This window comes from Microbacterium zouquanmingi, from assembly GCF_052266675.1.
GTDB lineage: Bacteria > Actinomycetota > Actinomycetes > Actinomycetales > Microbacteriaceae > Microbacterium.
Map to the genome: position 1 here is coordinate 103,429 of NZ_JBQPRA010000002.1, position 18,875 is coordinate 122,303.

General features: G+C 67.0%; 20 protein-coding genes and 1 pseudogene. 12 read left to right on the top strand and 9 right to left on the bottom strand.

What is annotated here, in order from left to right:
- The first annotated feature begins 51 nt into the window (after window positions 1-51).
- Window positions 52-816 carry a LamB/YcsF family protein gene (locus ACTU6V_RS04565; RefSeq protein WP_443475065.1) on the top strand — a complete coding sequence of 255 codons (765 nt, stop codon included), beginning with the start codon at window positions 52-54 and terminating at the stop codon, window positions 814-816.
- Between the two features lie 3 nt (window positions 817-819).
- Window positions 820-2,370 (top strand): 5-oxoprolinase subunit B/C family protein, encoded by a 1,551-nt coding sequence (locus tag ACTU6V_RS04570; protein WP_443475066.1) that lies wholly within the window; start codon window positions 820-822, stop codon window positions 2,368-2,370.
- Window positions 2,371-2,415: 45 nt separating this feature from the next.
- Here the strand turns inward: ACTU6V_RS04570 and ACTU6V_RS04575 are convergent, their stop codons facing one another.
- Window positions 2,416-3,756 (bottom strand): uracil-xanthine permease family protein, encoded by a 1,341-nt coding sequence (locus tag ACTU6V_RS04575; RefSeq protein ID WP_443467796.1) that lies wholly within the window; start codon window positions 3,754-3,756, stop codon window positions 2,416-2,418.
- 170 nt (window positions 3,757-3,926) lie between these two features.
- Window positions 3,927-4,799: a phosphoribosylaminoimidazolesuccinocarboxamide synthase gene (locus tag ACTU6V_RS04580; protein WP_443467795.1), complete on the bottom strand. Its 873-nt coding sequence runs from the start codon at window positions 4,797-4,799 to the stop codon at window positions 3,927-3,929.
- Window positions 4,800-4,855: 56 nt separating this feature from the next.
- Between ACTU6V_RS04580 and ACTU6V_RS04585 the strand changes: the two genes are divergently transcribed.
- From ACTU6V_RS04585 to ACTU6V_RS04595, 3 genes and pseudogenes are all read left to right on the top strand, one after another.
- Window positions 4,856-6,358 (top strand): DHA2 family efflux MFS transporter permease subunit, encoded by a 1,503-nt coding sequence (locus tag ACTU6V_RS04585; protein ID WP_443475067.1) that lies wholly within the window; start codon window positions 4,856-4,858, stop codon window positions 6,356-6,358.
- A 44-nt stretch (window positions 6,359-6,402) separates the two neighbouring features.
- On the top strand, window positions 6,403-6,933 hold the full coding sequence (locus ACTU6V_RS04590; protein WP_443475068.1) for a GNAT family N-acetyltransferase: 531 nt from the start codon (window positions 6,403-6,405) through the stop codon (window positions 6,931-6,933).
- Window positions 6,881-7,180 (top strand): annotated as a pseudogene (locus ACTU6V_RS04595) (hypothetical protein); the annotation flags it as partial. The gene ACTU6V_RS04590 and the pseudogene ACTU6V_RS04595, both read left to right, overlap by 53 nt.
- Window positions 7,181-7,307: 127 nt before the next feature.
- Here ACTU6V_RS04595 and purD read toward each other — a convergent pair.
- Complete coding sequence (gene purD / locus ACTU6V_RS04600; protein ID WP_443467792.1) at window positions 7,308-8,585, bottom strand: phosphoribosylamine--glycine ligase; 1,278 nt, start codon at window positions 8,583-8,585, stop codon at window positions 7,308-7,310.
- Window positions 8,586-8,699: 114 nt separating this feature from the next.
- Between purD and ACTU6V_RS04605 the strand changes: the two genes are divergently transcribed.
- Entirely contained in the window at window positions 8,700-9,416 is a 717-nt protein-coding gene (locus tag ACTU6V_RS04605) for a DUF805 domain-containing protein (protein ID WP_443475069.1), read from the top strand.
- Window positions 9,417-9,484: 68 nt separating this feature from the next.
- Here ACTU6V_RS04605 and ACTU6V_RS04610 read toward each other — a convergent pair whose 3' ends face one another.
- Window positions 9,485-10,171 (bottom strand): NUDIX hydrolase, encoded by a 687-nt coding sequence (locus tag ACTU6V_RS04610; RefSeq protein ID WP_443467790.1) that lies wholly within the window; start codon window positions 10,169-10,171, stop codon window positions 9,485-9,487.
- Between the two features lie 30 nt (window positions 10,172-10,201).
- On the opposite strand from ACTU6V_RS04610, the gene ACTU6V_RS04615 reads away from it, so the two are divergent.
- A complete protein-coding gene (locus ACTU6V_RS04615; RefSeq protein ID WP_443467789.1) occupies window positions 10,202-10,570 on the top strand; it encodes a sterol carrier family protein in 369 nt (122 codons plus the stop codon).
- Between the two features lie 36 nt (window positions 10,571-10,606).
- Window positions 10,607-10,921 (top strand): potassium transporter Trk, encoded by a 315-nt coding sequence (locus ACTU6V_RS04620; RefSeq protein ID WP_443467788.1) that lies wholly within the window; start codon window positions 10,607-10,609, stop codon window positions 10,919-10,921.
- A 3-nt stretch (window positions 10,922-10,924) separates the two neighbouring features.
- Here ACTU6V_RS04620 and ACTU6V_RS04625 read toward each other — a convergent pair whose 3' ends face one another.
- On the bottom strand, window positions 10,925-11,530 hold the full coding sequence (locus tag ACTU6V_RS04625; RefSeq protein WP_443475070.1) for a zinc-binding alcohol dehydrogenase: 606 nt from the start codon (window positions 11,528-11,530) through the stop codon (window positions 10,925-10,927).
- Window positions 11,531-11,609: 79 nt separating this feature from the next.
- Here ACTU6V_RS04625 and purM point away from each other — a divergent pair, with 79 nt between their 5' ends.
- The 3 genes from purM to ACTU6V_RS04640 are packed head-to-tail and all read left to right on the top strand — an operon-like array spanning window position 11,610 to window position 15,514.
- Entirely contained in the window at window positions 11,610-12,749 is a 1,140-nt protein-coding gene (purM, locus tag ACTU6V_RS04630) for a phosphoribosylformylglycinamidine cyclo-ligase (protein WP_443475071.1), read from the top strand.
- 6 nt (window positions 12,750-12,755) lie between these two features.
- A complete protein-coding gene (gene purF, locus ACTU6V_RS04635; protein ID WP_443475072.1) occupies window positions 12,756-14,213 on the top strand; it encodes an amidophosphoribosyltransferase in 1,458 nt (485 codons plus the stop codon).
- Window positions 14,210-15,514 (top strand): MFS transporter, encoded by a 1,305-nt coding sequence (locus ACTU6V_RS04640; protein ID WP_443467784.1) that lies wholly within the window; start codon window positions 14,210-14,212, stop codon window positions 15,512-15,514. The genes purF and ACTU6V_RS04640 overlap by 4 nt, the downstream gene beginning before the upstream one ends.
- 8 nt (window positions 15,515-15,522) lie before the next feature.
- Here the strand turns inward: ACTU6V_RS04640 and ACTU6V_RS04645 are convergent, their stop codons facing one another.
- The gene (locus ACTU6V_RS04645; RefSeq protein ID WP_443467783.1) at window positions 15,523-16,347 is read right to left on the bottom strand and encodes an MOSC domain-containing protein; all 825 of its coding nucleotides are present in this window, start codon (window positions 16,345-16,347) and stop codon (window positions 15,523-15,525) included.
- A gap of 106 nt (window positions 16,348-16,453) precedes the next feature.
- On the bottom strand, window positions 16,454-16,642 hold the full coding sequence (locus ACTU6V_RS04650) for a DUF3073 domain-containing protein (RefSeq protein ID WP_206494397.1): 189 nt from the start codon (window positions 16,640-16,642) through the stop codon (window positions 16,454-16,456).
- A gap of 149 nt (window positions 16,643-16,791) precedes the next feature.
- On the opposite strand from ACTU6V_RS04650, the gene ACTU6V_RS04655 reads away from it, so the two are divergent.
- Entirely contained in the window at window positions 16,792-17,334 is a 543-nt protein-coding gene (locus tag ACTU6V_RS04655; RefSeq protein WP_443467782.1) for a universal stress protein, read from the top strand.
- Between the two features lie 6 nt (window positions 17,335-17,340).
- Here the strand turns inward: ACTU6V_RS04655 and ACTU6V_RS04660 are convergent, their stop codons facing one another.
- Complete coding sequence (locus ACTU6V_RS04660; protein WP_443467781.1) at window positions 17,341-17,973, bottom strand: PadR family transcriptional regulator; 633 nt, start codon at window positions 17,971-17,973, stop codon at window positions 17,341-17,343.
- Entirely contained in the window at window positions 17,970-18,809 is an 840-nt protein-coding gene (locus ACTU6V_RS04665; RefSeq protein ID WP_443467780.1) for a DUF4097 family beta strand repeat-containing protein, read from the bottom strand. The genes ACTU6V_RS04660 and ACTU6V_RS04665 overlap by 4 nt, the downstream gene beginning before the upstream one ends.
- Window positions 18,810-18,875 lie beyond the last annotated feature (66 nt).

Consider the following 18,875-nt stretch of genomic DNA (forward strand, 5'->3'; position numbering starts at 1 on the left):
GACAGGTGAAACGGCGACAGGCGCGAAAGTATTCCGAGTATCGTCTGGATCATGCCCATGATCGACCTGAACTCGGATCTCGGTGAGAACGTTCCGAGTCGTATCATCAGCGACGACGCCGCGATGCTCGAGATCGTCAGCAGCGCGAACGTGTCGTGCGGCTTTCACGCCGGGAGCTCTGCGGGCATCCGCGAGACGCTCGCGACCGCCGTCCGACACAGCGTCGTGATCGGCGCTCACCCCGGGTATCGCGACTACGAGAACTTCGGTCGCACCGAGATGGATGTGGACTCGGAAACCCTGCAGGCCGATGTCGAGTATCAGCTCGGCGCGCTGATGGGGCTCGCGTCTGCAGTCGGCGGCAGGGTGCAATACGTCAAGCCGCACGGTGCGCTGTACAACACCATCGCTCACGATCCGCGACAGGCGGCCGACGTCGTCGCCGCGATCCGCGCGATCGACCCGAATCTCGTCCTGCTGGGGATCTCAGGCGGCGTTGTCCTCGGCATCGCGTCGAGGGCGGGGCTTGCCGTGGCATCCGAAGCATTCGCTGACCGCGCCTATCGCCCGGACGGGCAGCTCGTCCCGCGCGCGCACGAGGGCGCCGTGCTGCACGACCCTGCGGTGGTGGCACAGCGCATGGCGCGGTTGGCGGACGAAGGAGTGATCCGCGCGATCGACGGCACCGACGTGCGCGTCGACGCGCAGTCGATCTGCGTGCATGGCGACAGCCCGGGGTCGGTCGCCATGGCTGCAGAGACGAAGCGGATGCTGCAGCAGAACGGCATCACGATCGCAGCCTTCGCCGGCGGGTGATCGATGCGCATTCTCACCGCATCCGATCGCGCCCTCCTCGTCGAAGCAGCCGACCTCGACGAGGCGATGCGATTGAACCTCGCCTGGCGTGGGCTGCCTGGCATCATCGAGCGGGTTCCCGGCGCGCGGACCGTGCTCGTGTACTTCGATCCGCTACGAACGTCGGCGGCCGCGCTGGCAGAACTCCTCTCAGCGGCCGAGCCGCAGGACGAGCACATGCCGCCCGCGGGCGAGGTGACGATCCCCGTGCAGTACGACGGGGACGATCTCGCCGAGACCGCTTCGCTTCTGGGCGTATCGACGGACGAGCTGGTGAGCCGACATCTCGCTGCGGACTGGCGGGTGGCGTTCTCCGGGTTCGCGCCGGGGTTCGGGTACATCGTCGGCGATGATCCGCTGTTCGATGTGCCGCGAAGGTCGTCGCCGCGCACGCGCGTACCGGCAGGAGCGGTGGCGCTCGCAGGGGCCTTCACGGGCGTGTATCCGCGAGAGAGCCCTGGCGGTTGGCAGCTCATCGGACGCACGGATGCCGTGATGTGGGACCTCGATCGTGAGCCGCCTGCTCCGCTCGTGCCGGGGGTTGTGGTGAGGTTCGAACGTTCTGAGCGACCCGTGCTCCCGGTTCCCGCCGCTCCCGCCGCTCCTGCCGTGAGCGTCAGGGGCGAGAAGCCTTCGCCTCGCACCAGTGTGGAGGTCATCCGCACATCCATGCAGCTGCTGGTCCAGGATGCCGGCCGTCCTGGACGCGCGAGCCTCGGGGTCTCGGCATCCGGCGTGGCGGATCGCACGGCCATGCGCGATGCGAACCGCGCGGTCGGCAACGATCGAGACGCCGCGGTGCTGGAGAGCGTCGGGGGAGCAGCACTGCGTTTTCACGGCGCGGGCGTCGGCGTGGTGACGGGAGCCGTGGGCGATCTGACAGTGACGAATCACGCGGGTGAGGTGCGTGACATCGTGCACGGCAGCCCCTTCGCCACAGACGACGGGGATGAGCTCGAGCTGGGGTATCCGACGCAGGGTCTGCGCTGCGTCATCGGAATCCGCGGCGGGGTGCGGGCGGCATCCGTTCTGGGCAGCCGCTCGAGCGACACCCTTTCCGGGCTCGGCCCCCCGCCGCTCGCAGCCGGCGATGTCGTCGGTGTGGGGGCGGCGCCAAGGCGGGCCGTCGATCCCACCGTGGTGACGCGCGAGCTGCCGGCGCCGGGCGATCTCGTCGAGCTCAGCATCACTCTGGGTCCGCGTGATGAGTGGTTCACAGCATCCGCTCTTCACACACTGACGACGCAGGAATGGCTTGTCACGTCACGGGCTGACCGGGTCGGGGTCCGTCTGCAGGGTGAGGTGCCGCTCGCGCGCGCCGTCGAGGGAGAGCTGCCGAGTGAGGGTGCGGTGAGCGGTGCGATACAGGTGCCCGGTGACGGGCAGCCGGTGCTGTTCCTGCCCGATCACCCGCTCACCGGCGGATATCCGATCATCGGTGCGCTCACCGATTCCTGCCTCGACCTCGCGGCACAGCTGCCGCCGGGCGCGCGGGTGCGATTCTGCGTCGGCTGAGCCACGGCATCCGGTGGCCGGCGCTGGCTTCGGTGCTGAGGGCCCCTACTCCGGGTCGCCGCCGAGCGGGCCGACCGCCGGGATCGGGCCACCATCGTCAGCGCCCGAGCGGCGCCAGCGGGCGATCGCGTTGCCCAGGTGGTAGATGAGCAGGGCCGCGACCGTGCCGATGACGATCGCGCCGAGCTGGAACGCACCCCATGACATCGCGAAGCCACCGACGGCGATCACGAACGACACCGCCACCGTGTACTGGTTGACGGGACGCGAGAAGTCCACGCGGTTATCGACCCAGATCTTGATGCCGATGACGCCGATGAGGCCGTACAGCGCAGTGGTCACGCCGCCGAGCACTCCTGCGGGGATCGTGTTGAAGATCACGCCGATCTTTGGTGAGAACGCCAGCAGGATTGCGGCAAAACCTGCCACCCAGTACGCGGCCGTCGAGTAGACGCGGGTCGCGGCCATGACGCCGATGTTCTCGCCGTAGGTGGTGGTCGCCGATCCGCCGAAACCGCCGGCGAGCGTCGTGGCGACACCGTCTGCGATGAGGGCGCGCCCGGTGTGCTTGTTGATCGACGGGTCGTTGGTCATCGTCGCGACACCGCGGACGTGGCCGACGTTCTCGGCGATGAGCACGAGGACGACCGGGAGGAACATCGGCGCGAACGCCCAGGCTCCGGGGTCGGTGACCGCGGCGAGGTGGAAGTCGGGCAGTCCGATCCAGGCCGCTTCTGCGACGCCGTCGAATGTGACCTGTCCGGTGAAGATCGCGACGATGTAGCCGACGATCACGCCGAGGAAGATCGAGATGCGACCGAGGAATCCGCGGAAGAACACGCTGAACAGCACGACGGCGATCAGAGTGACCGAGGCGAGCTCAGGCTGCAGCGTGAAGTTGTTCCACGCCGCGGGGGCGAGGTTGAAGCCGATCAGCGCGACGATCGATCCCGCCACGACCGGCGGCATGAAGCGGTCGACGAAGGCGATGCCCACTGCCTGCACGAGGAACCCGACTCCTGCGAGCAGGACTCCCACCACGAGCACGCCGACCAGGGCCTGGCCGATCTGCTGCGGGGTCTCGAGTGCACCGCCGCCGTTGATCGCCGTGATCGGGGCGAGGAAGGCGAACGATGAGCCCAGATAGCTGGGGAGGCGGTTGCGCGTGATGATCAGGAAGAGCAGCGTGCCGATTCCCGAGAACAGCAGCGTCGTCGAGACCGGAAAGCCGGTGATGATCGGAACCAGGAACGTCGCACCGAACATCGCGACGATGTGCTGTGCGCCGATGGCGAAGGTCGCGGGCCAGTTCAGGCGCTCTTCGGGCTTGACGACCTGGTCGGGGGCGACGTTGCGACCATCGCCATGAATCTTCCACACGGGCATGCGTGCTCCTCAGTTTTCGGGCTAGGAGCAACATTATCGATTGCTGCGCGTTCGCCGTGCATGGCGCGATCCGGGCGTGACAGAAAGGGGGCCGCAACGACAGATATAGGACCGTTCGGCCGTTCGCGTCCGACATCCGTGCAGACGGCCCCCGAAGTGTCGGACGGCGCCTACGCGGTCAGGCGCTCGATGAGCTCGCGGTATCGTGCGGCGGTGCGCTCGACGATCTCCTCGGGGAGTGCGGGCGGCTCACCCTGCTTGTCCCAGTTCGCCGCCAGCCAGTTGCGGACGATCTGCTTGTCGAAGCTCGCCATCCGCTCGGACGGGGTCTGTCCGGATTCCCAGGCCGCGGCATCCCAATATCTCGATGAGTCGCTCGTGAGCACCTCATCGGCCAAGCGCAGTGTGCCTTCAGCATCCGTCCCGAACTCGAACTTGGTGTCGGCGAGGATGAGGCTGTGCTCCTCGGCGATCGACGCGGCGCGCGCGTAGATCGCGAGCGATGCGTCGCGCAGCTCTACCGCGCGTTCCACGCCCACCAGCTCGACCGCGCGCTCGAAGGTGATGTTCTCGTCGTGTTCGCCCATCGGCGCCTTGTAGGCCGGGGTGAAGATCGGCTCGGGCAGGCGGTCGCCGTTGCGGAGCCCTGCCGGAAGCGGGATGCCGCAGACCGTGCCGCTCTCCTGGTACTCGATCCAGCCGCTGCCGGTGATGTACCCGCGCACGACGCACTCGATCGGCAGCATCTCCAGCGATTGTGCGAGCATCGCCCGGTCGGAGACCTCGGCGGGGATCTCACCCTGTGCGAGATGGTTCGGGAAGTCGAGCTGCTCGAACCACCAGCGGCTGAGCTGTGTGAGCAGAGCTCCCTTCTGCGGGATACCGGGAGAGAGCACGAAGTCGAATGCACTGACCCGATCGGATGCCACGACGAGGATGCGAGTGTCGGCGGGATCCGCTGAGGCGTACAGATCACGGACTTTGCCGGAGTAGAGATGACGCCAGCCGGGGATGCTGTTCGCTTCGCTCGTGGGGATGCTCATGCGCCCATTATCCCCGTCCCGACGGCGGTGTCGGTTCTCGGGTGTACCGTTGCCGGGTGAGCGACGCCACCGCATCTCGAACGGGATCCGACCAGGCGCCCGAGCGCAGCCCCTGGCCGGCGCTGTGGGCGCTGGTGATCGGGTTCTTCATGATCCTCGTCGACACCACCATCGTCGGTGTCGCGAATCCGGCGATCAAAGAGGCACTCGACCCGAACTCCAACAATCTCGACCGCGTCGTGTGGGTCACCAGCGCCTATCTGCTGGCCTATGCCGTACCTCTCCTGGTCACCGGTCGCCTCGGAGACCGGTTCGGACCGAAGAACATCTACCTCACAGGCCTTGCGATCTTCACTCTCGCCTCGCTGTGGTGCGGACTGTCGACCACGCTCGACGGGCTCATCTGGGCGCGCGCCGCGCAGGGCATCGGCGCCGCGCTGCTGACGCCGCAGACCATGGCCGTCATCACGCGCACCTTCCCGCCCGAGCGTCGAGGCGCGGCGATGGGGCTGTGGGGCGGGGCATCCGGTGTCGCGATGCTCGTCGGTCCGCTCGCCGGCGGATTCCTCGTCGACGCTCTCGGCTGGGAGTGGATCTTCTTCATCAACCTGCCGGTCGGCGTGGTCGGTTTCGTGCTGGCGTGCATCCTCGTGCCGAAGCTCGAGACACACAAGCACCGCTTCGACATCCCTGGTGTCTTCCTCAGCGCCATCGCGATGTTCCTCATCGTGTTCGGGCTGCAAGAGGCCGAAGCCTACGACTGGGGTGTCATCTGGGGTCCGATCTCGGTGTGGGGCCTGATCATCGCCGGTGTCGTGGTACTGGGGCTGTTCCTCTGGCACCAGGCGCGCACCAAGAACGAGCCGCTCGTGCCGATGGAGCTGTTCCGCAATCGCAACTTCGCCTGGTCGAACATCACGATCGTCACGGTCGGGTTCACGGTGACCGCGCAGGGTCTGCCGTTGATGTTCTTCCTGCAGACCGCCCGTGGGCTGAGCCCGACCGAGTCCGCCCTGCTGCTGATCCCGATGGCGATCGCCGCGGGCGTCGTCTCGCCGTTCGCCGGCCAGCTGCTCGACCGCATCGATCCGCGCGCCATGCTCGTGCCCGGGCTGCTGCTCGTGTCGCTCTCGCTGTTCATGTTCGCGGCGATGATGAACGTCGATACCCCGATCGGCTGGCTGCTGATCCCCTCTGCGATCCTCGGTCTCGGAAACGCCGGCATGTGGGGTCCGCTGGCGACCACGGCGACCCGTGACCTTCCGATGCATCAGGCCGGTGCCGGTGCAGGCATCTACAACACGATGCGCACGATCGGGTCTGTGCTGGGCTCGGCCGCGATCGCCGTGTTCATGCAGAGCAGGCTCGTCGCGAATCTGCCCGGCGCAGAGGATGCGTCGGGCGGGTTCGGCGAGGGCAAGATGCCAGATGCTGTCGCAGGACCCTTCGCCGAGGCGATGGCGCAGACCATGCTGATGCCGGCCGCGGTCATTCTTCTCGGCGTTGCCGCTGTGCTGTTCCTGCGCCGGCCTGCGCACCTGGGTGTGCGCAACAAGTAGGCATCAGTTTGCGGGCATCTCACCGGTCATGATGGGCTATTGCGATGACGATCGAACTCACCCGCCCCACGACCGCCCTCTTCGACTCCTGGGCGGCGGCCGTCGCAGAGTTCGGTGGCGAGCACATCGATGGTTCGGGAATGACTGCGCCGACCAGCGGCGATCATGAGACGCTCGACGCGCTGATCGCCAAGGCCGAGGTCATCTCCGACACGAGCGTCCCCGCGCCCGATGGGCGGGTGCACAACGATCTGTACTGGATCACCGATGCCGGTGAGGTCGTCGGCTTCGTATCGCTCCGACATGAGTTGAACGACTGGCTTCGTCGGTTCGGCGGACACATCGGCTATGCCGTGCGCCCGACGCGTCGACGCCAGGGGTATGCCCGCACCGGGCTCGCCCTTGCGCTGGAACGATCGCGGGAACTCGGCCTCGACCAGGTCATGCTGACCTGTGACGACGACAACGCCGGATCGTTCCGCACGATCGAGGGCGCGGGTGGCGAGCTCGAAGACGTGATCGATGCCGCCGAGCAGGGTCACCCGAGCGTACGCCGCTACTGGATCGCGCTGTAGCTGCAGCTACAGCCCACTCCTTCGCGCTGCTGAAAACTGTTCGCGCTGCAGAAACAACTGCAGCCCGAACAGGAAACAGCAGCGCGAACAGGCGAATCTGAGAAGAGCACCGCAGGCGGTGCGTCAGGCCGGGCGCGATCTCGGCGAGGTGCTCACGGCATCGGTCAGTCTGCTCAATCCGTCGGTGATCGTGATCGGCGGGGCGATGGCACGGGTCGGCGAGCGCCTCATCGCCGGAGTCCGCGACAGGTGGAGCGCGGCTACGCGCTACTCAAACCTGCTCGCGCTGCAGAAGTAGTAGCAGCGCGAACAGCGAAGAGCCGCGCGAACCAGGAATCAGCCGCGCGAACCAGGCGCAGCCTCAGCGGGCCGAGTCACTCGCTGACGCTGGCGGCGATGTCACGGCGGTAGTGCGAGCCGTCGAGGCCGATACGCCCGATGGCGTCGTACGCGCGCGTCCTGGCGTCAGTGAAGTTCGAACCGACCGCGACGACGTTGAGCACGCGGCCTCCCGTGGCGACGAGGTCGCCGCCGGGAGCATCCGGCCCTGCCGTGGCAGCATGCACGATCCCGACGCCCTCGATGCCTGCGGCATCCGCAAGACCCGAGATCTGGCGGCCGGTCTGCGGAGCTTCGGGGTACCCCTCGCTTGCGAGCACGACTGTGATCGCAACGTCGTCCGAGAAGACGGGAGCGGGCTGGTCTTCAAGGGTGCCGGATGCCGCAGCCAGCAGCAGCTGCGACAGCGGAGTACGCAGGCGCGGCAGCACGACCTGGGTTTCCGGGTCGCCGAAGCGCGCGTTGAACTCGATGACCTTTACGCCGGCCGTGGTCAGGATGAGACCGGCATAGAGAAGACCGATGAACGGGGTGCCCTCGGCATCCATCTGGCGGATCACGGGAAGTGCGACCTGTTCGGTGACGAGATCGACGAAGGCCGCTTCGCTGCCGAACTGTTCGTCGAGCCAGGGGAGGGGAGAGTACGCACCCATGCCGCCCGTGTTCGGGCCCGCGTCGCCGTCGAAGGCGCGCTTGAAGTCTTGAGCGGGGCTGAGCGCCCGCACAGTGTCGCCGTCAGAGAGGAAGAAGAGCGAGACCTCGGGGCCGGCGAGAAACTCCTCGACGAGCACGGGGCCTGCCGGCAGGTAGTGCTCGGCGTGCGCGAGGGCCTCGGCGCGATCGGAAGTGACGATGACGCCCTTGCCGGCCGCGAGACCATCGGCCTTGACGACGTAGGGAGCGCCGAGATCATCGAAGGCCTGCTCGACGTCGGTGATGGATGCTGCGCGGACCGCGCGTCCGGTGGGCACTCCTGCGGCATCCATGATGCGCTTCGCGAAAGCCTTCGAGCCCTCGAGCTGCGCGGCGGCCTTGCCGGGCCCGAACACCGGGATGCCGCGCTCGCGGAGCGTGTCTGCGACACCGGCGACGAGGGGGGCTTCCGGACCGATGACGACGAGGTCGATCGAGTGCTCGTTCGCGAAGGAAGCAACGGCACCGCCATCGAGCTGATCGAGGGTGACGAGGTTCGCATCTGCGGCGATGCCGGCGTTACCGGGCGAGACGAAAAGCTCGTGCCCTGCGCTTTCGGACTTCAGCGCGAGGATGATCGCGTGCTCACGGGCACCGGAACCGAGGACGAGGATCTTCACCTCACCAGACTATCGAGGCCCGCGCGGCAATAGACCACGGATGTGGTGTTCGCCCCTTGCTAAGCTCACCAGCCGAGGGGAGCGTCAGTCGGATGCTTCATCGGAGGGAGCATCATGACTGACCAGCAGCCGCAGGAACCCACGTGGCAGACCCCGCAGCAGCCCGCACCGCCGCAGCCGCCGGCACCGTATCCGGGTGCTCCCGCTGCTCCACAGAATTATCCCGCCCCTCCGGCGCAGCCGGGTTACGCCCCGCCAGCCCAGCCCGGCTACGCCGCACCCGCGCAGCCCGGTTACGCTCAGCCCGGCTATCCGGCGCAGCCCGGATACCCGGCACCCGCCTACGGTGCAGCGGCGCTCCCGGTGTACCCGGCCGTGCCGCGCGGTGCGAGCAGCCCCGATGACCTGACGCTGCCCCTGTACGGCGCAACCTTCGGTCAGGCCATCACCCGCTTCTTCAAGAGCTACGCGACCTTCACCGGACGCGCATCGCGCAGCGAGTACTGGTGGGTGCAGCTGTTCATCTCTCTGGTCGCGCTCGTCGCCATCGTGCTGATCGCTGTGAGCGCCGGAATCAGTGCCGCGCAGTCGTATGAAACGGGAGATGCCGGCTGGGCCGTTGCCATCACCGCTGTCGTGGGCGTCGCTTTGGCGATCTTCGGCCTCGGCATCATCGTCCCGACGCTCGCGATCAGCTGGCGCCGCCTGCACGATGCGAACTTCGCAGGGCCCTTCTGGTTCCTGTCGTTCACCTACATCGGCTCGCTCGTCGTGCTGGTCTTCACGATCCTGCCGTCGAACCCGCAGGGACAGCGTTTCGACCAGCGCTGACTCGCACTGACCTGAGCCGCCGGCGTCCGCGCTGGCGGCTCTCGTCGTCTCAGAGCAAGGCGGGCTGTTCAGAGAGTGACGGGGCGTTCGTCCGTAGTATCCCAGGGCACGGTCCACCCGCAGTTGTCGAAGAGTCGATCGAGCACCATCGCGGTGAATCCCCACACGATCGTGCCGTCGATGTCGAACGCCGGACCCTTGAACACGTCCGACCCGCGAGCGATCGTCGACGTGTAGCGCGTCGCAGGATCGAGCAGCTGTGCGACCGGAACCCGGAACACCTCGACCGTCTCGGCATGGTCGACAGCGGCGACCTTCGAGGGCTTCGTCCACCAGCCGAGCACCGGTGTGACGTTGTGGTTGCTGGCGGCCAGCGGCAGTTCGGGCAGAGCGGCGAGCACCTCGACCCCGGCCGGATCCAGCCCCGTCTCCTCTTCGGCCTCACGCAGAGCGGTGTCGATGAAGTCACGGTCCTCCGGGTCGCGCCCGCCTCCCGGGAAAGACACCTGCCCCGGGTGAGATGACAGCGTGGACGCCCGCCGCTGCAGCAGGACGTCGAGGTCTCTCGCAACGGCGGCATCCGTTGTGCGGGCGGGGATGCTGTCAAGTACGCCGAACAGGATCAGCACGGCCGAGGCGCGGGCCTTGGCACCCTCGGGCAGCGGCGGAAGCACACGGCGGTCCCAGCCGTTGCCGTGCGCAGCGGCGAGAAGCTGGGCACGCGCGCCTTCCGGTCGCTGGCTGTCGGTCACCATTCGAGCCTAACCCCGCCATAGGCTGAGGGGATGGCTCGCAAGATCGACACCGCTGAAGGGCGCGCGGCTCTGGATGCTGTGCGCACAGCGATGGCTACAGGGGAGAAGCCGGCGCGCACGTCGTCGGCCACCGCGGTCCGGTATCTGCTGCAGCTGCTCGACGAGAAGGCGCCGGGGAACAGTGTCGAAGTGCGGGTGCCGCCCTTCGGGGCAGTACAGGTCGTGCAGGGCCCCCGCCACACGCGCGGCACTCCTCCGAATGTGATCGAGATGGATGCCGCGACCTGGGTCGCGCTCGCGACCGGAGCAGAACCATGGGCGGATGCTGTCGCACAAGGCCGCGTGCATGCCTCCGGCACACGCGCTGACCTGAACGGGCTGCTGCCGCTGCGCCCATAGGGTGATCTCTCGCGCAGACAGTGGGACAATGGATGCATGTCTTCCACCGATTCCAGCGAGACCGTCGAAGCCACCGTGCGGCGAGTGCCTCGCTACGGCGTCTTCATGGCGATCGGCGTGGTGCTCGGCATCATCGCCGCCGGCATCTTGACGATGGTGGGCAGCTACGAGCCGTCCGAGACGCTCGATGTCATCTACACGCCGAACCAGGTCTTCGGGTTCACCCTGCTGTGGACGGTCCCGATCGGACTCGCACTCGGCGGTCTCGTCGCGATCCTGCTCGAGCGGATCGCTCGCCGTCACGACCGCGTCGTGCGCGTCGACCGTGAGACGATCGTCGCCTCCGACTGAGTGCTACGCCAGTTCGCCGATCACCGGGCGAATAGCCGCATCGAAGGCCACGACGTCACGTCGGAGTCCGTCGGTGACCGCGACAGTGAGTGCGCCGATCCACCAGACTCCGCGCTGTGAGAACGGCAGCACCTGCACGTTGAGTTCGAAGGAGTGGGCTCGCCGGCCGATTTCCCGCTCGAACTCGGCGATTGCGCTGGCGTACGCCCGATAGGCGTTTCCGCCCGATGCGGTCTTCATCGTCTGGAAATAGCGGTTGCGCGCGTCCTTCGCATACTGCAGCGCGGCGGCCTTGAGCGGCTCGATCGCCGCGCGAAGCGCTTCTGCTCCCGTGGCGGGCAGCGCGACGAGAGTGTCGAATCCTTCCACGAGTTCGAGCGGAACCTCGGATGTGTGGGCGCGCGGTTCGATGGTCATGTTCCAGTACTCGCGCCACTGCTTCTCGAGTTCCGGCGTTGCTTCGACGGCATCCGGTGCGCGAACCTGCAGGTCGCGCAGCGACGGCAGGTCGTCGGGTTCGCGGATACCGAGCATTTGTCGCAGGGCCAGCGCGATGAGCACCGGAACACCGGCGTCCTCACGAATCAACCACTGCGGCTTGTCGGCCATGGCCCCATCCTAGGGAGATCGCCGGGCAGAAGCTGGCTTCTCGGAATTCAGACCCGTCGCGCGACTGTAGTCTTGTGTCGTGGCTGCCTCCTCCACCAATCCCTATTCCGAAGCCGGCGTCGACACTGCTGCGGGTGACCGCGCGGTAGAGCTGATGAAGACTTCCGTGCGCGCGACGCACGGACCTGAAGTGCTCGGCGGTGTCGGCGGATTCGCCGGCCTGTTCGATGCCTCGGCTCTTCTCAGCTACACCAAGCCGCTGCTGGCGACCAGCACCGATGGTGTCGGCACGAAGGTCGCGATCGCGCAGGCGATCGACAAGCACGACACGATCGGGCAGGACCTGGTCGGCATGGTCGTCGATGACATCGTCGTGGTGGGCGCGAAGCCGCTGTTCATGACCGACTACATCGCCTGCGGCAAGGTCATCCCCGAGCGCATCGCCGACATCGTACGTGGAATCGCCGACGCGTGCACCGCAACCGGCACCGCGCTCGTTGGAGGCGAGACCGCTGAGCACCCGGGCCTTCTTGGCCCGGACGACTACGACGTCGCGGGTGCGGCCACGGGCATCGTCGAGGCCGACGCCGTGCTGGGCGCTGACCGCGTGCAGGACGGCGATGTCGTTCTGGCTCTGGCATCGAGCGGCCTGCACTCCAACGGATACTCGCTCGTTCGGCACATCATCACCGGCGCGGGCATCGGCTACAGCGACCAGGCAGCAGAGTTCGGCAAGACCTGGGGAGAGACGCTACTCGAGCCGACCCGCCTGTACACGCTGCCGCTGCTGCGCCTGCTCGAGACCCTTCGACAGGCTCAGGGGCCGAATGAACCGAGCGCGGTTCACTCGCTCAGCCACGTCACCGGCGGCGGCATCGCAGCCAACCTCGCTCGCGTGCTGCCGGTCGGCAGCTGGGCCGAGGTCGATCGCTCGACGTGGTCGCCGAGTCCCGTGTTCCGGGTTCTCAGCGAGATCTCCGGCACCAGCCTCGAATCGACCGAGGGCACCTGGAACCTCGGCATCGGCTTCCTCGCGGTCATCGACCAGCGTCAGAAGGATGCCGCGATCGCAGCGCTCGCCGCAGAGGGCATCGATGCCTGGCAGGTCGCCACAGTCGGCACGGGTCAGCGCCCGGCCGGAGAGTTCGAAGAAGGCGCCAAGGGCGTCGACGGCGGAGCAGTGCGCCTGGTGGGCGCATACGCGGACGGAGCGAAATAACACCCCATGTGCGGAATCGTCGGAGTGGTCGCAGGCGGCCAGGTCAACCAGGACATCTACGACGCTCTGCTGCTTCTGCAGCACCGCGGTCAGGATGCCACCGGCATCGCTACGGCTGAGCCCAGCGGCATCATGCACATGGCCAAGGCCGAGGGGATGGTTCGCGAGGCGTTCCGCACCCGCGACATGCGCTCGCTCCTCGGCAACGTCGGGCTCGGTCACGTCCGGTACGCCACCAAGGGCACAGCATCCAGCGAAGAAGAGATGCAGCCGTTCTACGTGAACGCGCCCTACGGCATCGTCCTCATCCACAACGGCAACCTCACCAACACCCGTGAGCTCACCGCCGACATGGCCAAGCGCGACCGCCGCCACCTGAACTCCTCCAGCGACACCGAGCTGCTGCTGAACGTGCTCGCCGGTGAGCTGCAGGCCACGACATCCGATGTCGATCTCGACCCGGAGCGCATCTTCGAAGCAGTCGCCCGCACGCATGAGCGGATCGAGGGTGCGTACGCAGTGATCGCGGTGATCGCCGGCTACGGTCTGCTGGCATTCCGTGATCCCTTCGGCATCCGTCCGCTGATCCTCGGGCGCCGCGAGGGCAGGAAGCACGACGAGTGGATCGTCGCGAGCGAGTCGCTGGTGCTCGAGAACGGCGACTACGAGGTCGTCCGCGAGGTCGCACCCGGTGAGGCCATCTTCATCACCGACGAGGGCGAGCTGCACTCGCAGCAGTGCGTTGCCGATCCCAAGCTCTTCCCGTGTGCCTTCGAGTACGTCTACCTCGCCCGGCCCGACTCGACGATGAACGGCATCGCCGTGTACGAGTCGCGTCTGCGCATGGGCGAGCGCCTTGCCGACACGATCGCCAAGCACGTACCGCGCGAGAAGATCGACGTCGTCATGCCGATCCCGGATTCGGCGCGTCCCTCTGCGATGGAGGTCGCCCGCAAGCTGGGCATCGAGTACCGCGAGGGCTTCTACAAGAACCGCTACGTCGGCCGCACCTTCATCATGCCGGGGCAGGCGGTGCGCAAGAAGAGCGTGCGCCAGAAACTCAACGCGATGTCCACCGAGTTCCAGGGCAAGAACGTGCTGCTGATCGATGACTCGATCGTGCGCGGCACGACGAGCAAGCAGATCATCCAGATGGCACGGGATGCCGGGGCGCTCTCGGTCACGTTCGCCTCTGCCGCTCCCCCCGTGCGCTATCCGCACGTTTACGGAATCAACATGCCGTCGAAGCACGAGCTCATCGCGCATGGCCGCACGATCCCAGAGATTGCCGAAGAGCTGGGCGTCGATCACCTCGTGTTCCAGGAGGTCGAAGACCTCAAGGCGGCCATCATCGACGGTTCCGAGCTGACCGATCTCGATATGAGTTGCTTCGACGGGCGCTATGTCACCGGCACCGTCACCGAGGAGTATCTCGACTGGGTGGAGAGCTCGCAGAGTTCGTGACGGCGACCTCTCGGCCGCTGTGGCGGGGGCGGGCCCTTGCAGTCCTCGGCATCCTGTTGTGCGCGTTCTCGTTGCGCTCAGCGGTCGCGTCGCTCTCGCCCCTGCTCGACTACATCTCCGCAGACTTCACCCTGCCGGCCGCGATCGTGGGGCTGATCGGCACGGCGCCCCCAGTGTGCTTCGCCATCTTCGGCCTGAGCACTCCGCTGCTCGAGCGGCGCTTCGGTCTCGAACGCGTCACCGTGTTCGCGCTCATCGTGATCGCCGCAGGTCTGGTGCTGCGCGGGCTGTCCTTCGGCGCTCTGCCGCTGCTCGGCACCTCTGCGCTGATCTTCGCCGGAGTCGGCATGGGCAACATTCTCGTGCCGCCGTTGGTGAAGAAATACTTCCCGGATCGCATCGGCATGATGCTGACGCTCTACACGACCGCGATATCGGTGTCGACGTTCCTGCCGCCGCTGGTCGCGGTACCGCTGGCGGATGCCGCCGGCTGGCGGACCTCGCTGGGGATCTGGGGCGTCTTCGCCCTCGCTGGAGCGGTGCCGTGGGTCATCATGCTCGTCACAGGACGAACGGATGCGGTGCGCCCCGTGGCCGCGGCCGAGCCGGCTGCGCCTCGAGACGCTTCGGACTTCGACCCTGCTGAACTGTCGACCGGGCCGGTGATGGTGGCACCGGCGAGCTCACGGGCGTTCGCGCGACTGGCCAGGCTGCCGCTGGCCTGGTCGATCGCCGTCGTCTTTGCCACGTCATCGATCATGGCGTACGTGTCGTTCACCTGGCTCCCGGCGATCGTCACAGATCTCACCGGTGTCTCGGCAAGCGTGGCTGGGCTCCTGATGTCGCTGTTCGCGCTCATGAGCCTGCCGGCATCGCTGCTGGTGCCCGTTCTGGTCGTGCGCTTCCAAGCGACGCGGACGCTGTTCTTCGTCGGCATCGTGTGCGGCCTCGTGGGTATTGCCGGCCTGCTGTTCTGGGCGAATGCGGTCACGGTGTGGCTGTGGGTGCCGATCTTCGGAGTGGTCGGTGTGCTTTTCCCGCTGGCACTGGTGCTCATCAGCATCCGCGCCCGCACGCCGGAGAGCGCAGTGGCGCTGAGCAGCTTCGTGCAGGGCGCCGGTTACATCTTCGCCGCCGTCTTCCCGCTTCTGGTGGGCGTGCTGCACGAGATGACGTCGGGATGGACAGTGCCGCTGCTCGTCATGGCCGCGGTGCTCGTCGTCGCAGCCCCCTTCGGCTACATCGCCGGCAGGCGGCGCACCGTCGAAGACGAGTGGGAACGGCGCCACGGCCGCTGGTGACGCAGAGCTCAGTCGGCGACGACTTCGTCGCCGACGCGGATGACGCCGCCGTGCCCTGAGCGATCGTCGACGTCGCCGCTCACGCCGGAGAGCAGCAGCAGGCGGCCGAGTGCGGGCTCTGCGAGCCCCAACGCGCCGGTGAGTGTGGTCAGCACCGGAGCATCCCGAACGCCGGTGTCAGGATTCGCGTGGGTCGCCAGACACCGGATGATGGGACCCGCGGCCTCGAACGTCACCTCGCCGATCCGGATGCTGCCGGTCCACTCGAGCTCTTCACTGGCTCCGATTCCGTCGATCACGACGTTCGAGCGGAATCGTCGATCATCGATCGGAAGCTGAAGCGCGCCGCCGAGGGCGCTGACGCTGGCCGTGCTGTGCACGGTGACGTAGCCGCGCGATCGGTCCTGAAAGCGCGAGCGCTCGCCGTCACCGACCAGACGCAGCGGCAGCCTCCCCGCGCGCTGCAGGCGGCGCGCATCGGCGGTGCCTTGCACGTACTCCGTGACCACTGCCTCGAGCTGCGCGCGACCGTCGGCATCGAGGGCGGCATCGACCAGGAGCGTCTCGTCGTGGAACAGACTCACCTGCAGGGTCGACTGATCGTATTGGAGGCGGAGCGCGGCGAGAGCGGGGAAGTCCTGCAGCGCCAGGCCCTTGGACTTCGGCCAGTAGTCGAGGCCATCGCGCAGCTCGGGAGTCGCGGCATCGGCGAATCGGAATGCCAGCACGCGATCGCCCGCCACGCGCCCGTCCGGCTGGATCGTCAGCTCGTCGAGGCGCTCGGGAGTGAAGCCCTTGATCGGGTGGCGGAAGAGAGCGACGACGCGAGGCATGATCGTCATTCTCGCAGGTGCGGGCGACGACAGACCCCGCCACGCGCGCCGGATACCGGCGGCGTGCGGGTCAGTGTCCTGCGATCAGCACGGTGCGAACTCGGGCTCAGGCCTTTTCGAGTTCGTCTTCGTCTTCGTCCGCGTACTCATCGGCCCACTTGTCGACGTAGGCGTTCTCGTCGTCCGACGGGTGAGCAAGCTCACGCTCAAGCGCGGAAGTGTTCAAAGACGGACTGTACGCCTTGAGTTCGCGGGCGATCTTGGTGTGTTTCGCTTTTTGACGGCCACGGCCCATGCGCGAGACCCCCTTACGAGTTAGGCTGTGGGCTTTTGGAGGCCCACAGCATTTCACGACACCGGCGTGCGGCCGGTAAGAGTAGCATTCAGGATAGCACGAGGGCCAGGGCATCTGGCCTTCGCCGGCAGGTGAAGGGAACGATCCATATGACTGACCAGACCTCCTCCCCGTCCGACGAAGCAAGCCAGAATGCCGCGCTGCAGAAGGCTGTGATCGTCGGCATGCAGCCGGGCCAATCACCGCACGTTCTCGAAGAGGCTGCGCGATACGCGAAGGTGTTCGGTGTGCCCCTCGTGGTCGCCCACGTCGACGTCACGCGCTTCGTGACCTATGAGGACCCGGACGGCTACGTGCACTCCGCCCCCATCGATCTGAACGCCGACGCAGGCGCTGCCGAGTTCGAAGATGTGCAGGCTGAGGCCGGATCCGTGCTCGAGGACACCGGCATCACGTGGACCGCTCGTCAACTGGTCGGCGACCCGGCACTCGCGATGAAGCAGCTCGCGAACAAGATCGATGCCCAGCTGATCGTCGTCGGCACCCGCAACCGCGGACTCGGCGAATCGATCCGCGAATTCTTCACCGGCTCTGTGGCCGCGCGTCTTGCTCACCGTCAGCACCGACCCATCCTCGTTGTTCCGCTTGAGGAAGAGGTCCCCGACGATCAGCCCGAGATCTGGTCTGAGTAGACCGGCTCAGCGCCCGGCAGATCCCAATGACTGGGTGAGGGTGCGTGCCGCGGCATCCAATGCGTTCTCGAGGTCAGTCACGACCGACTCGGCGAGCACGCCGCCGCGGGCGACATGCGTGCGCAGATCGGTGCGCACGCGAGCGCGGAAGGCGTTGATGGATGCATCGGCGCGGTGCAGCTGCTCACGGCTGATGATCCGCTCATCGCTCATCGGCGTTGCCGTGGATGGGCGCGCCTTGGCGGCTGTTCGCTCATCGTTCGCCGCAGCCGCCAGGTCCGCGCGCAGGCTCTTCATTGCCTGCTGCACGCTCTGGCGCACCTCGTTTGCGATGAGGCGCACGGAGTCGGCGAGACCGGACTCGATCCCGGCGAGGTCGCCTTCGCGATCCGCGAGTTCGGTGCGGCCAGCATCCGTGATCGCATAGATCGTCGTGCGTCCCTCGACCGTCTTGGTGACGAGTCCCTCTTCTTCGAGCTTCGCGAGCCTGGGATAGATGGTTCCCGCGCTCGGCGTGTAGGTGCCGCCGGTGCGGTCGGTGAGCGCCTGGATGATGCCGTAGCCGTGCTGCGGGGCCTCGGCGAGGAGCGAGAGCAGATACAGCCTCAGGTCGCCGTGCGAGAAGACGGGGGGAGTCATGAGTCCCACTCCTCGTCGTCGGCCACGGTGGTCAGGGGGCGGCGGAGCACTGTCGTATCGCCCGAGACGGAGTTGCTGCGGATGTCGACGAACGATCCTGCGAGCTCCCCAGTGGAGCCCGTGTAGCTGCGGGGGCCGGAGCTCGCGCGGTCGACGCCGTCGATCAGCATGCCGCCGCTCATCGAGCGCACGACGTAGTTGGCGGGGAGCGTCTCTTCGAGGCGGATCGTGCTGTTGCCCGAGACGGTGTTCAGGGTGATCGTGTTGACGGCCCCGGTGGCATCCACCCAGATGGAGCCGGAGACCGTGTCGACGGTCGCCTTGCGGACGGAGCCAGTCAGGGCGACATCTCCCGAGACGCTGTTCGCGTTCGCAGCTCCGGTGAGACCGCGCACCTGCACGTCACCCGAGACGGAGTTGAGCGTCAGATCACCGGTGTGCGTGTCGACGATGATGTCGCCGGAGACGGTGTTCAGGCGTGCATCGTTGGTGAGTCCGGAGACCAGAGCGCCGGCGCTCACGACGCCGAGGTTCAGGGCGATGCTGCGGGGGACGGCGACGCTCACCTCTGCGCGAGGGCCGCCGGAGCCGAAGTTGCGGAACACCTCGAGGAAGTTGTCCCACCCCAGCTGCGGGTGGTCGATCTCGATCTGTGTTCCGTCGGATTCGATGCGGAGGTCTTTTACGGTCACGCCGCTCACCTCGACGCGGATGCCTGGTTCGTCGTGGGCGATGACGTCGACCTGCCCGCCGATCAGGCCGACCTTGAGCCGGGAGGCGTGAGCGATGTCGATGACGCGTTCTTCGCCGGGGGCGATGAGCCACTTCTCGGTCATGGGATTCTCCTCGATGGTAGATCGCGATATATCGCGTTCGAGAACGATAACACGATATATCGTGAG